Annotated in this window: 9 protein-coding genes and 1 pseudogene; 6 read left to right on the top strand and 4 right to left on the bottom strand. The window is 70.5% G+C overall.

The features are described from left to right. Positions 1–206: 206 nt before the first annotated feature. Positions 207–1,619, bottom strand: coding sequence for a DUF2079 domain-containing protein (locus ACRAS8_RS06650; RefSeq protein ID WP_438484851.1), 1,413 nt, complete (start codon positions 1,617–1,619; stop codon positions 207–209). 118 nt (positions 1,620–1,737) lie between these two features. Between ACRAS8_RS06650 and ACRAS8_RS06645 the strand changes: the two genes are divergently transcribed. Both ACRAS8_RS06645 and ACRAS8_RS06640 read left to right on the top strand, forming a co-directional pair. Next, positions 1,738–2,415, top strand: a complete 678-nt coding sequence (locus ACRAS8_RS06645; protein ID WP_438484850.1) for a response regulator transcription factor — start codon at positions 1,738–1,740, stop codon at positions 2,413–2,415. Then, a complete protein-coding gene (locus tag ACRAS8_RS06640; protein WP_438484849.1) occupies positions 2,381–3,865 on the top strand; it encodes a sensor histidine kinase in 1,485 nt (494 codons plus the stop codon). The genes ACRAS8_RS06645 and ACRAS8_RS06640 overlap by 35 nt, the downstream gene beginning before the upstream one ends. A 61-nt stretch (positions 3,866–3,926) precedes the next feature. On the opposite strand, the gene ACRAS8_RS06635 is transcribed toward ACRAS8_RS06640, so the two are convergent. From ACRAS8_RS06635 to ACRAS8_RS06625, 3 genes are all read right to left on the bottom strand, one after another. Further along, the gene (locus ACRAS8_RS06635) at positions 3,927–7,772 is read right to left on the bottom strand and encodes an AAA domain-containing protein (RefSeq protein WP_438484848.1); all 3,846 of its coding nucleotides are present in this window, start codon (positions 7,770–7,772) and stop codon (positions 3,927–3,929) included. Positions 7,773–8,249: 477 nt separating this feature from the next. Continuing rightward, positions 8,250–9,764: an MFS transporter gene (locus ACRAS8_RS06630; protein WP_438484847.1), complete on the bottom strand. Its 1,515-nt coding sequence runs from the start codon at positions 9,762–9,764 to the stop codon at positions 8,250–8,252. 152 nt (positions 9,765–9,916) lie between these two features. Continuing rightward, complete coding sequence (locus ACRAS8_RS06625) at positions 9,917–10,888, bottom strand: NAD(P)/FAD-dependent oxidoreductase (protein ID WP_438484846.1); 972 nt, start codon at positions 10,886–10,888, stop codon at positions 9,917–9,919. Positions 10,889–10,979: 91 nt separating this feature from the next. Here ACRAS8_RS06625 and ACRAS8_RS06620 point away from each other — a divergent pair, with 91 nt between their 5' ends. The 4 genes and pseudogenes from ACRAS8_RS06620 (at position 10,980) to ACRAS8_RS06605 (ending at position 15,676) form a co-directional block, all read left to right on the top strand. Further along, a complete protein-coding gene (locus ACRAS8_RS06620) occupies positions 10,980–11,579 on the top strand; it encodes a helix-turn-helix domain-containing protein (protein WP_438484845.1) in 600 nt (199 codons plus the stop codon). Between the two features lie 151 nt (positions 11,580–11,730). Next, positions 11,731–13,005, top strand: a complete 1,275-nt coding sequence (locus tag ACRAS8_RS06615) for an MFS transporter (protein ID WP_438484844.1) — start codon at positions 11,731–11,733, stop codon at positions 13,003–13,005. Positions 13,006–13,579: 574 nt separating this feature from the next. Further along, positions 13,580–14,341, top strand: coding sequence for an FAD-dependent oxidoreductase (locus tag ACRAS8_RS06610; RefSeq protein WP_438484843.1), 762 nt, complete (start codon positions 13,580–13,582; stop codon positions 14,339–14,341). Next, positions 14,262–15,676: pseudogene (locus ACRAS8_RS06605) on the top strand (lycopene cyclase family protein). Before ACRAS8_RS06610 ends, ACRAS8_RS06605 begins: the two are co-directional and overlap by 80 nt. Positions 15,677–15,718: the final 42 nt, after the last annotated feature.

Below are 15,718 nucleotides of genomic sequence, written 5' to 3'. Positions count from 1 at the left end.
AGGCCGCACAGCGGTACCAGGACGTCCTCGTCAACCTGCAGCCGCCGCAGGGGTAACCGACCCTCACCGAGTGACTGCGAAGGTGCTGTCTCCGGACTGGGGTTTTGCCGCTTGGTCGTGCTCACGGTCCGCTTTGGGCAACCGAAGGAGGTGCCGGGGCATCCCTGGTATCCCTGGCATCCCCGCGTCGCACCGACCAGCCGAAGTCAGTATCGGTCAGCGAGCCGGTAGAGCTGGATGCCGGATCGCTCCATCACCAATCGGTAGCCGAGCGACGGAAGTTCCGGCAGGCGGGGCAGCTCCCACGCGAGGTCAGGCAGGCCACCACGGGCGGGGTCGCTGATCAGCAACCACTCCGGCTCGGTGCCGCTGTCCAAGACCTGTGGGAACCGGTAGACGCGGGCCCGCGAGGTGAGCTGCGGGGCGAGGCGGTTGACGGCTCCGATCTCGGCGCCGTCCGGCACGGCGGCCAAGACCTCGCGGGCCGCGCCGGCCCAGGGGCTGGGCCGCCACGCGGGGCCGGCCAGATCCCGCAGTGGCAGGAAGGGGAGAGCCAGCAAGCTTGCCGTGACGCTGACGGCCACGGTCCGGGTGACCAGCCTGGGACGGTTCAGTCTGCCCAGTGCGTCGGCGAAGGCGAGGAAGACGACGGGCATCAACACGGCGCTGTAGTGGTAGTCCAGCCCCCAATACGCCGGATTCGTCGACCAGAAGCGCCAGGCGAGCGTGGGCAGCGCGAGGAGGACCAGCGGTGAGCGCAGGGCCAGGAATACGGTCGGGGCGAGCAGCGCGAGTAGGGTGCCCGATTTCTCCGGCGGCAGGAGCAGCCGGGTGAGCGGATCCCCGGTGGCCTGGGTAGCGGTGTGGAGGTAGTCGTAGTGGCCGCCGGGGTTGAAGGCCGGGATGACGACCAGCACGATCAGCAGGCCGGACAGGATGCCGTAGGCCAGTACGGCCGTGCCCAGCCGACGACGGCCGCGCAGCAGGAGGTACAGGCCGATCGCGGTGACGGTCAGCGGTAGGTCTTCCTTGACCAGGACCAGGGGCGCCGCCCAGGCTGCGGCGGTGCGCCAGTGGCGCAGGGCCAGGCTTTCCAGGCAGAAGGCGAGCAGGGGGACCGCGAAGGCTATCTCGTGGAAGTCGAAGGCGACGGCTTTCTGCAGGCCCCAGGACAGGCCGTAGGCGATGCCGATCGCGGTGCCCAGCCGCGGGGTGGTGGTGCGGATCGCCAGCCGGGTGACCGGGATGACGGACAGCGCGACCAGCGCGGCCTGGGCGGTGAGCAGGGTCAGCGGGGTCGGGAAGAGCCGGTAGAGCGGGGCGAGGGTGGCCAGGATCGGGTGGAAGTGGTCACCGAGGAGGTTGTAGCCGGCGCCCTTGAGTTCGGAGACGGGGGCGCGCAGTTCGGCGTAGGCCCGTACGGCCTGCTCGAAGATGCCCAGGTCGTAGCCGGTGGAGCGGAGCTGGAGGTGCTTGGTGACCGACAGGGCGGCGTAGGCGGCGAAGAACAGCAGCGCCAGGAGGTGGGGGCGGCCCGGACGTCGCCGGTGGGTGTCACCGTCGCGGGGTAGCGCCAGGTCCGCGAACGGGCGAGGGCGGGACGGGGCGGGGGCGGACACTGGGCCTCCTGCAGGACGCGGACAGGGCGTCCACCGTCGGCCGGCCGTCATGAAGCAGCGATGAAGCCGCATGAAGCGATCCTCATGTGGGCAATCGCGCCCGTGGCACCATTGCGGAGTGCGCGTACTGGTGGTGGAGGACGAGGAACGACTGGCTTCCGTGCTCCGCCGTGGCCTGGAGAGCGAGGGCTACGCCGTCGATGTGTGCCATGACGGCCGCCACGGCCTCTGGATGGCCCGGCAGCAGCCCTACCAGGCGATCATCCTGGACATCATGCTCCCCGGCCTGGACGGGTACCGGGTCTGCGACCGGCTGCGACGCGAGGACATCCGCACCCCGATCCTGATGCTCACCGCCAAGAACGGCGAGTACGACGAGGCGGAGGCCCTGGACACCGGAGCCGACGACTACCTGACCAAGCCCTTCTCCTACGTGGTGCTGCTGGCCCGGCTACGAGCCCTGATCCGCCGCGGCGGCCCCATACGCCAGCCCGCCGTCCAGATCGGCGACCTGCACCTCGACCCGGCCACCCGCCGATGCCGCCGCGGCGGGACCGAGATCGAACTCACGGCCAAGGAATTCGCCGTCCTCGCCTACCTCGGGCTCCGCGCCGGAGACGTAGTGAGCCGCGCCGACCTGCTCGAACAGGTCTGGGACGCCCATCACCAGGCCACCAGCAACATCATCGACGTCCACATCAGAGCACTGCGCCGCAAGATCGACATCCCGTTCAACCGCGCCACCATTCACACGGTGCGCGGTGTCGGCTACCGACTGCTCGACGATGCTCGGTAAGCGCCTGCCGATCCGCCTCCGCGCCGCCCTGGCCGCAGCCCTCACCGCTGCCCTGGCTTTCGCCGTCGGCGCATGGTGGCTCCGCCATGAGGTCTACGCCTCGAAAATGAACGATGCCCGCAACCGGGCCAGTGTCAGCCTGGGCATCATCGAGCAGCGCTACAAGCGCGGCGCCGACAGCAACCAGCTCCCCTTCGAGACCGCCGACGCGTGGGCGATCGTCGACCATAGGGGTCGGTTCGTCGAAGGCGACCCCGACCTGGAGCCTTTCGTACCCGATCCCCTGGGTGTGCACCCTGACCTCCCAGGACCAACCGTCGCCATCGAACGGGACCTCCACTTCGGCACCGTAACCAGCGATGCCCGGCCCGGCAGCGAAGAGTTCGCCGACCGCGACTTCAGGGTGATGTCCTCGACCTTCCAGGGCCGTGGCCTGCTCGACGGCAGGTCGAGCGCCCCCGTCGAGAACCTCACCCTGCATGTCCTCGTCACCCCCCAGGACGCCGAAGAGGCCGTTGCCACGGTCGATCATGTGCTGTACATCGGCCTTCCCGCGGCAGTCCTCCTGGTCGCCCTGATCGTCTGGGCCACCACCTCACGGTCCCTGCGCCCCGTGGAGGACATCCAACAGCGCCTGCGCACCATCACCAGCCGTGACCTGAGCCTGCGCGTACCCGTCCCACCCCGCCACGACGAGATCGCCCGCCTGGCCACCACCACCAACGACACCCTCGACCGGCTGGAACAAGCCGCCGAGCAACAACGACGCTTCACCGCCGACGCCTCCCACGAACTGCGCACTCCTCTTGCCGCGTTGCGAGCAGACCTCGAAGTAGCCCTGCACTACCCCGACGGCACGGACTGGCCCAGCGTCATCCGCGGCACCCTCAGCGACGCCGAACGCCTGGAGCAACTCACCGAAGACCTGCTCCTGCTCGCCGACCTCGACAACGGCACTCCGTCAACCGCCCGGCCCGTCGAACTGGGAGTCCTGACCCGGAAAGCAGCCGCACAGGCCCGCCGGCACGCCCCCGCCTCCGTCCAGATCGACTGCCCCACCAGCGACGACGTCACTGTCCACGGCGATGCGCGACAGCTGGAACGGCTCCTGCGCAACCTCCTCGACAACGCCGTGCGCCACGCCCGCAGCCGCGTACTGGTCACCGTCTCCGCCCACGCCGCCACCGCTCTGGTCGAAGTCCGTGACGACGGCCCCGGCATCCCCGCCGAGCACCGAGAAAAGATCTTCGAGCGGTTCACCCGCCTCGACGCCTCCCGCAACCGCACCAGCGGCGGCACCGGCCTCGGCCTGGCCATCGCCCGCGAAATCGCCCACAACCACCACGGGACTCTCACCCTCAGCGAGACCCCACCCGCTGCCGGAGCTCACTTCGTCGCCGCTTTCCCTCTCGCCCCCGGTGAGCACGACGCGCGACACGAACCCAACTGAGGCCCGCCGTCACTCTCATGGGACCGAGCCGGCCGCGCCGGGGATGGAAGAGGGCGCCGGCTCAGCGCTCCGGGGTCCATCTGTGGATCAGCTCGTGCTGTGCCAGATCCTTGAAGTAGCGGTGCCGCGACCAGGCGTCGAGGTCGCCGATGACGATGAGGCGCCGACGGGCGCGGGTGACGGCGACGTTGAGGAGGTTGGGCTTTTGAGCGGCCCAGTTCCGAGACCCCACCTGTCCGGCGCCGGTGCCCAGCACCAGGATCACGATGTCCGCTTCCTTGCCTTGCGTGGTGTGCACCGTGCCGTAGCGCTTGGCGGTGAGTGCCCCGCCCACCACCTTGCCGAGGCCGTGGACGACGTCGCGGAATGGGCTGACGACGAAGACGGAATCGTTCAGACGGCGCTTTCGCTCTGTGGCGGGGTCGCCTCCCGCAGCGTCGCCGGGGAGCGCCTCGCCGGTGTGCAGTCGCTCCTGTCGGATCGCCTCGTCAATGCGGGTGCGTATCCGGTCGAGGGTGATCTCCAGGGCCCTTCCTTCCTCAGGGTTCCACTTCTCCTCGCCCGGTAGTGCGCGGACGTCCCACCACACACTGCGCTGCGCCAGCGGGAAGTCGTCCTGGTCCCGATCGACTCCGTAGACCATCATCCCGTCGTAGGCGATCTTGTTGCTGATGTCGAACATCAGGCGATCGCAGCGGCGGTGCACCCGCAGGGGGGAGCCGAGCCAGATGTCCTCGCCGTCCTGGTCCTTCAGCCAGGTGCCGTACGGGTTGAGGCGGTCTGCGAGGGCCTGGACGGAAGCGGCAGCCGGGGCCCACTGACGGTCCACCGCGAAGTGTCCGGCCAGGCGCCGCTGGCCCGTCCACGGGAGAGTGACCACGGGTTCGAGCTGCAGCGGGTCGCCGACAACGACGGCACGGCGGGCGCGCCACAGGGCGCCGACCACCTCCTGCGGGGCGGCTTGGCCGGCCTCGTCGACGAACAGCCAGCCCAGGGCCTCGCTGCCCAGCTGGGCGAACATGCGGCCCACCGAGGCGAAGGTCGTCGAGACCACGGGAACGACCAGGAACAGCAACTGCCAGGCGGCCAGCACCGTTTCGGCGTCCAGGTCTGCCGGCGCCTGACCTTTGACCACCTCCATCACGGCCTGGAGGTTCTTGCGCATGCGCTCGGGCGCGGTGGCCAGCAGCGCGCGGTGCAGATCCAGGGCCGCGAGGAAGAGTTCCGAGCGTGCCTCGGCGAACGCGGCGTCCATCCAGGGCGCTGACTGCTCCCGCGTCTCCATCGCCTGGCGGTCATCGGGGGCCGCCTGCCATTCGGTTCCCGGCACGCAGTCGCCCCACCGCTCCCTGGCGGCGGCCAGCCGGCGTTGCTCGGCTTCCCGCTCGCGGCGCCGGCGGGCCACTTGCTGTCCGGCCTCGGCGGCGGTGGTGACCTGGCGCTCACGTGCCTGCTCGCACGCGGTCAGCCGGGCCTCAGTGCGCATGATCGCGCCCAATGCCTGATCCAGTTCCCCCTGGGCGGAGCGCAAAGCCGCGTGCCGTGCGGCCCGAGCGGCTTCCAGCTCGGCAAGCCGGGCGTCTGCGGCCTCCACATCCGCTTGGAGCGGAAGGCGCCCGGTCTCCCAGCGCCGCATGGGCTCGCGGGTGACCAGTCTCCTGATCAGGCCGGGTTTGCCCGCATCGTGGGCGTGGAGTGCCGACTCCGCTGTCCTGACGCCTTCCTCGCCGTAGCGGACTGCGGCTTCGGCCAGGTCGAGTCGCGTTCGCTCGGCGGACATCGCGTCCTGGCGCCGGGCGTGCTCCTCCCGGTGGTCGGCAAGTTCGTCTTCGACGCGGCGCTGCTCCTGTTGCAGGAGCAGCAGCGTGTCATGGGCGCCGGACTCCCAGGCCACCAGCTCATCCAGGAGGGCATCGGGGCCGGCGAGCCGGGTGAGCAGTTCCGCGATCTCCTGCCGCTCCGCGGCCAGCGCGCGCACGTGGCTGCGGGCCTGGGTGAAGCGCTGGACCGCCTGCGTCCAGGTCTCCTGCCCCAGCGGCGCCGCCGCGTCGGCATCAGGGCTCGTGCTCGGGGCGTTCTGTGAGGCGGCAGAGAGGTGATTGGCCTGCAGCTGCAGGATCTTGTGCAGGCCCAGGAGCGGGCGGTCCTCGTTCGCCTCCGGCCTTGGCTTGCTGTTGCCCTTGGCCTGCTCGCCCCACCAGAAGCGCTGGACGAAGTCGGAGCGATTGCTGCGCCGTCCCAGGCGTGCGGCGATCGCACCCCAGGCGTCTTCCTCCAGCGCCAGGCTCGCGGGGCCTGCAAGGTAGTCGGCGCGCCCTTGCCATGCGTCGCCGATCGCCCGTGCGCCGGGGACTTCCAGGGTGACGTTCTCCACCGCTCCGTTGTTGGACGAAGCGATCACGATCTCGAAGCCGGTGAGTTCGGGGATCAGGGGGTGAATGGTGCGCGGGTAGGTCTTGCCGGCGTTCTCCTCCGTGCGCCAGGTACGCGGCTTTCGGGCGAAGGCATCCTCCGGCCGTTCCAGGGCCGCCAACCGCTCGGCTCGTTGGACCACCAGGGCCGCGATCAGGTCGCGCAGCATGGTGGTCTTGCCGGTTCCGGGTGGTCCGTTGACCCCGTAGAGGCCGCCGCCGTTGTCCTGCCCGAGACTCGCCAGGATGCGGTTGACCGCGAACTGCTGGCTGAGCACCAGCGGTTTGTCGGCATCCGCCGGCCACCGGCCCAGGGGCATGCTCGACGGCTGCACGCTCTCCAGCACGATCTCGGGCAGGCGCCGCACGTCAAAGCGGTTCATCGCATCCAGATCCGCCTCGGCCCGCAGGTAATCCAGCAGCGCGGTGCCGGCCTGTCCGGCCTCGAGGACACCGGCGACCCGCTCCAGATCGTCGGCGTAGAAGCTGTTGAGGAAGACATCACCGCCCGCCTCATCCGCGTGCCGGGCCGCGACCTGATAGCTCTTGACCCGGATCGCGTTGGGCAGGAGAACCTCGGCGACGCCGAGCTGCTCGGCCACCCACCGGGTGATGGCCGCCAGGTCATACACATCCAGGACCTTCGTGCCCACCTCGGGCGGAGGCCCCTCCGGTTCCGCCTCGCGCTGCTCCGCTTCCTCTGCTTCACCGTTGCCCAGACCTTGGCCGGATGCTGCGCTGTCGCCCGGGGCGTGGTCGGTCAACCGGGCAGCAGCGGAATCGATCAAGTCACCGCCGACCTGCTCGATCACCTTCGCGGCCACCGCCCCCGCCACGGGACCCAGCCCGGCACCTACCGCACCGGCCGCTGCCCCGAGCCCGCCCTTCGCCGCGCTGACGGCGAGGCGGGACATCAGCCCCGCGACCGGGCCGAGTCCCGACTGCGGCGACGCAGGGCCGGCCACGGGCTGGCGATCGACTTCGATCCTCCCGTCGCCAAGGTCCAGCAGCCGCTGCAGCAGGTGTGTGCTGTCCTCGTCGAAACCGGTCAGCCACTGGTCACTGTGCGGCCCGGGATCCAGGGTCTGCCCGACCGCCCAGGCACACGAGGACAGGGTGACACTGTCCTTGATCAGCAGCCCGTCCTGGTTCACGGTGAAGCAGAGCACGGCGCTGTCACCGCCGATCCGGCCATCGAAGTCCTGCTCGGACTCCGGAGCGCGGAACGCCTGCAGCAAGACATCACGTACCTTGTCGACCGCGAAGATCCCGGCGTAGACCGTGTGCTGCCACACGAGGCTCGGCCGGGACCGGGTCCGACTGATGACGGAGCCGGGTTCCCAGGGCAGTGGCCGATTCGGCCCCACGGCGAAGAGGTTCTTGCGTGGATTCGCCGGATCGACCTTCGGCGGGCTGAAATACTCCACGGCTCGCCAATAGCGCAGGATCTGCGCTTGACGCTGCCGCTCAGCCCTCGACCGATTGACGACCCCCATCCGTCCCCCCTGTGATCGTCGACCCCGGGCACCGTAGCAGAGGCCAGAGCGACGCAACCGCAGTTGTCCACTGCGACGAACTGGGCCGCCCCGTGGAGAGCGGCCAACGGCTCGGGCGTGCTGGGACCGGCAGTCGCTAGCTGTACCGGGCCGCTCCGGTACCAGAGTGGGAGCGGTGCCCCCTCACTTCCTGGTTCCACAGACTGGCGGAGTCGGTAGCGGCTCGCCGTCGTCTGCTCCGGGCCTTGAACGCCTCGCCAGGCGTCCGTCGGGAAGACCTGGCGGCACCAGAGTGGAGCTGGGGCGCCGCCCGCCAACCGGCGCGAGACCGCCACGGCGATTCAGAGCTACAACGGCCGAGGTGCTGTGGGAGGTAGGGCGCTCGCTCGGTCTCGGTGGGTGTTGTGCGGTTTTCGTTGGTGAGACCGCCCGCACCCGGGACGTCGAGGTGCGGGCCATGTGTCCCGCATCCCTGTGTTATTGCGCATGGGTGAAACCGCTGTTCTCTCCGCACGCATGGTGCCGGGGTGTCCGTCCCGTAGGCCGGGGCGGTGGGGTGCGGCGGATGAGTGCGGTGGCTGTGAGGGCGGCGGTGAGGTAGACGGCGGCGCCGGTGCCCAGGGCCCAGGCATAGCCGGCGACCACGTTGGTCTGGGTGGCTGCGACGGCCATCAGTGCGGCCAGGCCGACGGTGGGGCCCAGTTCCATCGCGGTGTTCATGACGCCGCCGGCCAGGCCGGTCTGGTGCTCGGGCACGTCCGCGGTGATCAGGACGGCCGATCCGGAGAAGGCGAGGGAGGTGCCGGCCGGGAGAAGGATCAGACCCGGCAACAGGCCCAGGACGTAGGTGGTGTTGGGGTCGATGGTGGCGAGCAGGGCCAGTCCCGCGGCAGCGATGGTCAGGCCGGCGATGGTGATGCGGCCGGCCCCGAACCGGGCGACCAGGGGTGCCGCGGCGCGGTTGGTGGCGATCAGGGCGACGGTGAACGGCAGGAAGGCGCCTGCCGTCGCCAGCGGCGACCAGTGCCGTATCTGCTGGAGGTAGAGGGCGAGCAGGAAGGTCACCAGGCCGATTCCGGCGGCCGCGAGCAGGACTCCGGCAAGGCCCACGATGCGGTGTGGTGTGCGGATGAAGCCGGGCGGCAGGAGCGGGTCGCGGACGCGGCGCTCAAGGGCGAGGAACGCACCGAGCAGCACGGCGCCGATGGCGAGCGGGGCGAGGACGGCGGCCGAGGCCCAGGGGTGGTCTTCGCTGAGGATCAGGCCGTAGCTGGCCAGGGAGATGCCAAGGGTGGCGAGTACGGCGCCCGCGGGGTCCAGGCCGGGGCGGGCGCGGGACGCCGGGGCGGGTCCTGCCGGTAGCAGGGGCCGGGTCAGGGCCAGGGCCAGGGCGGCGACGAGGACCGGTATGGCGAACATCCAGCGCCACGAGATCCATGTGGTGGCCGCGCCGGAGGTGAGGGTGCCCACGGCCGCGCCGAGTACGGAGACGCCGCCCCAGGTGGCCATGGCCCGGCCGAAGCGGGCCGGCTCGGGGAACACCGCACGCAGCACCGCCAGTGCTGCCGGTGCGGTCAGTGCCGCGCCGACCCCCTGCGTGAAGCGCACCGTCACCAGCGCTTCGAAGGTGGGCGCGAAGGCGGCTGCCGCGGAGGCGAGTCCGAAGAGGGCCAGGCCCGCCGTGAACAGCCGCCGGCCGCCGTACCGGTCCGCGAGCCGCCCGCCGAACAGCAGCAAGCCGCTGTAGGGCAGCCCGTATGCGGCCTGGAGCAGTACCAGATCCGCCGAGCCGAGGCCGAGCTCCCGTGCGATGTCCGGTAGCGGGATGGAGATCAGGGTGATGGTGAAGATCAGAGTTGCCTGGACGATGCCGAGCACCGCGAACGCCAGGCCGGCCCGGGGCCACGCGGTGCGGCCGGCCCCGGGACCCGCGTCCTGGCGTTGGCCGGGGAGGGGCTGTGCGGTGATGCTGTCTTGGGGGGATATGGGCATGGTGCGGATGTCCCTTGTATCTGTTGCCTGTTGCCTGTTGCCTGTTGCCTGTTGCCTGTTGCCTGTTGCCTGTTGTCTGTTGTTGTCTGTTGTTGTCTGTTGGTCGGGCAGGCGGGGCACGCCCAGCAGGGGGCGGGGTGAGGCCGGCCGGTTTAGGACGCATCGGCCGTGCGGCGGTCCTCGGCGGCCCGCTCGACCTCCTCCTGGACGAGGTCGTGGTTGATGGCGATCGCGGCTGCCGATCCCATACCGGCCGCGGTCACCACCTGGGCGCGCGAATCGGCCACATTGCCCACCGCCCACACACCGAACTCGCTGGTCCGGCCCGTGCGGTCAGTGATCACCCAACCGTTCTCATCCCTCTCGCAGCCCAGGCCGGTCAGCAGGGCATCGTGGGGCACCATGCGAGGGAAGACGAACACGGCGCTGCGGGGCACCACTTGGCCCTGGGACAGCTCGACCCCACTCAGCCGGTCGTCCGCCACCACCAGCTGCTTGATCACGCCTTCGGCGATGCGGATCTCCCGGGCGGCCAGCCGTTGGCGCTCGTCGCCGCTCAGGTCGAGGGTGTGGGGGAAGAACACCACGTCGGCCGACCACTGGCGCAGCAGCAGCGCGTGCTCCACCGCGCCCGGGTGGGTGCCCAGCACTCCGATCGGCTGGTTGCGGACCTCGTAGCCGTGGCAGTACGGGCAGTGCAGCAGGTCCCTGCCCCATCGCTCGCGTACGCCGGGGATCTCGGGGAGCTCGTCGCGGAGTCCGGTGGCCACCACCACCCGGCGGGCCCGGAGTACCGGGCCGCCGGCCAGGTGCACGAAGTAGCCGGGGGCGATGTCCTCCACCCGGCCCTCGATCACCTCCACGCCGTAGGCCGCCACCTCCGCCCGGCCCACCGCCAGCAGGGCGGACGGTGGCATCCCGTCCCGGGACAGAAAGCCCTGCATATGCGCAGCCGGGGCGTTGCGCGGTTCCCCGGAGTCCACCACCGCCACGCGGCGGCAAGCGCGGGCCAGCACCAGGGCCGCATTCATCCCCGCCGCTCCGGCACCGATCACCACCACGTCATAGACGGAATCAACGGAATCAACGGAATCGTTCGGTGCGTCGTTCTTGTTGTCGCTCATGGCGATCACCTCCGCCCTCAGGCTGGGATCGCCATCCAGAAATCACAACATTTGTTGCTGTTTACGGGACAAGGGGGGTCCAATGGGTGGCATGGAGCACGAACCCGCCGTCACCCGAGCCCTGTCCGAGGTCGGCCCCCGCCTCAAGCGGCTGCGCACCCAGCGTGGCGTCACGCTGGCGGCGCTCTCCGAGGCCACCGGCATCTCCAAGAGCACCCTGTCCCGCCTGGAGTCCGGCCAGCGCCGCCCCAGTCTGGAACTCCTGCTCCCCATCGCCCAGGCCCATCAGGTCCCCCTCGACGAACTGGTCGGCGCCCCCGAAGTCGGCGACCCGCGCATTCGCCTCAAACCCCAGCGCATCAACGGCAACACGGTGCTGCCCCTGACCCGGCAGCCCGGTTCACTGCAGACCTACAAAATGGTCATCCCGGCCACCCGCAGCACTCCGGAGCCGTGCACCCACGAGGGCTACGAATGGCTCTTCGTCCTCTCCGGGCACCTCCGTCTGATCCTGGCCGACCACGACCTGATCATGACGGCAGGCGAGGCCGCCGAGTTCGACACCCGGGTCCCGCACTGGTTCGGCAGCACCGGGGACGGCCCCGTCGAACTCCTCAGCGTCTTCGGCCGCCAGGGCGAGCGCATGCACGTACGCGCCAAACCACGCCCACGGAACAAGAGCAGCCGCTGAGGGGCCTGGCTGAATCCCGGTCGGGTCCGGCGCGCAGCGGTGCGGGAGCCACTCACACCACGGTTGCCAAGGCGGCAACGTTCTTTGCCCGCCAGGGGCACGGGGCCGCACCGTGCTCCTGAGAGCACTCCGACCTGGTGTGAGGATGGTGATGGCCGTGACCCTCCGGCCCGGCCGTGCGGCCTCGTTCTGGTTCCTCGGAGCGACGCTGGCCGCCGTGATATTCGCCGCAGGCGCGCCCTCCCCGCTGTATGTGGTCTACCAGGCGCAGTGGGGCTTCTCGGCAGGCACGCTGACGGTGGTGTTCGCCGTCTTCGTCTTCGCGCTGCTGCTCGCCCTGCTCACCGTCGGGAGACTGTCGGACCACATCGGCCGCCGCCCGGTGGTGACCGCGGCCCTGTTGGCCGAGGCGCTGAGCATGGTGCTGTTCATCGCGGCCGACAAAGTGGGCTGGCTGATGGCCGCGCGCGCCGTGCAGGGACTGGCCGCCGGCGCCGCGATGGGCCCCCTCAGCGCCGGACTGGTCGACCTGCAGCCACCCCGCAACCCGCACCTGGGGGCACTCGTGGCCAGCATGGCCCCACCCGTCGGCATGGCGACGGGAGCGCTGGGCTCCGGCCTGCTCGTGGAGTACGCCCCCGCCCCCACCACTCTGGTCTTCGCCGTGCTGACCGCCGTCTTCCTCACCACGGCCGTCGGCATGCAGGCCGTGCCCGAGACAGCGGTTCGCCGCCCCGGAGCGGCGACCTCGCTGCGCCCTCGCATCGCCGTGCCCCGCCGCATCCGCAGGCAGTTCCTGGCCCTCGTCCCCTTCTCCCTCGCCGCCTGGTCGCTGACCGGGCTGTTCATAGCGCTCGGCCCGTCCCTGGCCGTCGACGTCCTGCACCTGTCCAGCCACCTGACGGGCGGCCTGACCGTGGCCGCGGCTGTCGGCACCGGCGCGCTGGGATCCGTACTGGCCCGCGGATGGCCGCCGGCCCGCTCCCTGACCGCCGGGGCGCTGACCCTGGCCACCGGCACCGTCCTCACCCTGACCGCTCTCGCCTCGACCAGCGCCCCGCTGTTCTTCCTGGGCGCCGCCGTGTCCGGCCTCGGCTACGGCGCGGTCTTCCTGGGCACCTCCCGCACCCTGGCCCACCTGGCACGCCCAGGCGAACGCGCCGGACTGTTCGCCGCCGGCTACGTCATCAACTACCTGGCCTCCGGACTGCCCGTCATCGCGGCCGGACTCACCGCGTCCCACATCGGCCTCACGCCCACCGCCCTCGGCTACACCGCCGCCCTGGCCGCCCTCGCCATCGGAGCGGCCACCTCCGCCCGCCGTGCCACAACCAGCGGCGAACCCCTCGCGCAGCGGCCAGGCAACCCCGGCCCAGTCACCGCGGACCAAGGCCGCGGACGGCCGCACGCGAACCGCTCCGGTTGAGTTCCCCGGCAGCCGCAGGGCAATCGGATCGCCGTCGGCACCAACGCCGACGGCCACCGCGGCATCCTCGGCCTGGACGTCTCCACCGCCGAGAACGGAGCAGGCCGGCCGGCCCTGCCGCGCTCGCTGACCACCCGCGACGCGTCCGGCGCATGCGTTGCCGTAGAGCGTTTGTCCTGGATGCTCCTGGATACGAAGTCCGCCGCCGGACCGGCTGGCTTCCTTCCGCTCGCGCTTGCAACGCAGCGCCTCGGCCACATAGGCCGAAGGACCCCGCTCAGCCGCCTCCGCGCGGATCTCGTCGAGGAGATCCTCGGGGATCGTCACCGTCCCCGGTGACGCGGTGTCCGCATGGATTTGTGCGCCCTGTCCTCTCGTTCCTCTCTGCCGCACAATGGGGCGTTGGGCCTGCGGAGCCGGGTGAGTCGTATGACGCCGTGCGATTTCGTGTACTTCCCGTTCAGCGATCTTGAAAGGAAGGCCCATGGCCTCCCAGCACACATCGCCCTCGGAACCTGTCTCCGGCCGATTACCGCATACGGGCAGGCGCGGACTCCGTAGGGTCCGTGGCTCCGTGAACCGCGTCGTGGTCGTGGGGGCAGGGCCGGCAGGGCTGTCGGCGGCGCTGCGCCTTGCGGCGGCCGGGTGTGAGGTGACGGTGTGCGAGCAGGCTTCGGTTCCCGGAGGCAAAGCGTGCTCGGTGACCTCCGGCGGCTACGTCCTCGACGCGGGTCCGACGGTCCTGACGCTGCCCGAGACGATCGCGGAGGCGCTGGCGTGTGTCGGTGAAGACGCCGCCGACTGGCTGGAGTTGATGCCGGTCGACCCCGCCTACCGAGCACACTTCGCGGACGGTTCGCGGTTGGACGTCCTCACCGACACCGATGCGATGGCGGACCAGATCGCGCGTGTCTGCGGTGCCCGGGAGGCGGAGGGATATCGCAGATATGTGGCCTTCCTCCGCGCGCTCTACCGTTACGAGTGCCGCGAGTTCATCGACCGTAATGTCGACTCGGTACGGCAGTTGCTCAGTCCCGGTCTGGCTCGCCTTGTCGCACTGGGGGCCTTCCGGAGCCTGGATGCCAAAGCGGCGAGTTGTCTACGGGATCCGCGTACCCGGAGACTGTTCACGTTCCAGGCGCTGTACGCGGGCTTGGCCCCGCATCGGGCGCGGGCACTGTACGCGATCATCTCGTACATGGACGCCGTGGCCGGAGTGGTCCACCCGCCGCGGACGGCCCACCGTCCACCGCACGCTGGCCCACGCCCACGGCGAGGGCCGCAGCGCCGGCGCAGCCAACCGACTGGGCATCAGCGCGGCGATTCTGCTCGGTGACCTCGCCCTGGCCTGGGCGGACGAACTCGTGCACACCGCGGCACTCACCCCGGCGCAGCCGGCCGTCGTCCTGCCGCTCATCGACACCATGCGCACCGAGGTGGTAGCCGGCCAGTACCGCGACGTCACCGCCGCAGGCCGCCCTACCGCGGACCTTGACCGGGCCCTGCTGATCGCGCGCTACAAAACCGCCACGTACGCATCCGTGGTCGCCGCCACCGCCACGCGAACCCGAGCCATCACCCGTCACGAGCACGTCCTCACCCGCCCGTACATCATCCTGGACAACGCCGCACTGCACAGGCACCTCCGCCACGACTCGATCTCCGAGATCACCGGACGTGCCGTGGCCGTCACCCACGGCCGAGCCGGTTCGACCGTCCACCTTGCCGACGGCCGACGGATCACCACCGGCCTCGTGGTGGACGCCACCGGATCCCGCCGCGCACTTACGGCTCCCCGCGCGCCGCGTCAGCGCGCCGTGCACACCGCGCTGGAGGTCATCACCGACGCGCCGTCGGCCCGCGCTCTTCTCCCGCACGGCGAAGGCACCTTCATGGACTGGCGCTCCGTGCCCGGCATACCGCCCGGCCGGCCGACGTTCCTCTACGCGATGCGCCTCGGCGGCGACCGCGTCGTACTGGACGAGACCTGTCTCGCCCGCCGCTCGGCTTCCCCGCCCTCCGAGAGCGCCTGAACGCCCGCCTGGCCGCCCTCGGTATCCACCTCGACGGCTCGAGCACGGTTGAACAGCGAGCCCACATCACGCTCGACCTCCCGTTGCCGAGACCCGACCGGACGATCCCGTTCGGCGCGGCGGCCTCCCTCGTGCATCCCGCCACCGCCTTCAGCGTGGCGGCCTCCCTTCGTCTCGCACCCCTGGTCGCTGCAACACTGGCCGGGCATTTCCCCCGAGGACCTCACGCGACGGCCCGAGCCGTCCGGCGCGTCGTGTGGAGCCCCAGCGCACGCATGGTGCACCTCCTGCGCCGCCGCGGCCTCGAATTCCTCCTCACGCTCCCGGACGAGACCGCCTGGCAGGAGTTCTTCGACGTTTTCTTCACTCTGCCCGAGCAGCACATCGCCACCTACCTGTCCGGCCGCGAAGACCTCCCCGGCACCGCGAGAGCCCTGGCCGCGCTTTTCCGCGCCCGCACCGCACGGCCTGCGCCGAAACCTCATACGGGAAGGCGCCTTTGCACGTACGCCGTGGGCGCGTTGAACCAGCTTGATGTCGGAGAGATCGGCCAACATCGGTTCGACGTCCGCTGGATAGAGGTTCTCCCCGCGAAGCGCGCGGAGCGGTTCTCCTTCGGCATATCCTTCCATGGTTGATCGATAGGGGTTGCCGTGTCTGAATCAATGTCGCGGGATGAG

This window comes from Streptomyces sp. S186, assembly GCF_051603415.1.
Classification (GTDB): Bacteria; Actinomycetota; Actinomycetes; order Streptomycetales; family Streptomycetaceae; genus Streptomyces.
This window is presented reverse-complemented; position numbering and strand designations above follow the sequence as displayed.

Coding starts and splice junctions, on each gene's coding strand:
- ACRAS8_RS06635 (WP_438484848.1), bottom strand. CDS start 7,772: ATGGGGGTCGTCAATCGGTCGAGGGCTGAGCGGCAGCGTCAAGCGCAG.
- ACRAS8_RS06630 (WP_438484847.1), bottom strand. CDS start 9,764: ATGCCCATATCCCCCCAAGACAGCATCACCGCACAGCCCCTCCCCGGC.
- ACRAS8_RS06625 (WP_438484846.1), bottom strand. CDS start 10,888: ATGAGCGACAACAAGAACGACGCACCGAACGATTCCGTTGATTCCGTT.
- ACRAS8_RS06620 (WP_438484845.1), top strand. CDS start 10,980: ATGGAGCACGAACCCGCCGTCACCCGAGCCCTGTCCGAGGTCGGCCCC.
- ACRAS8_RS06615 (WP_438484844.1), top strand. CDS start 11,731: ATGGCCGTGACCCTCCGGCCCGGCCGTGCGGCCTCGTTCTGGTTCCTC.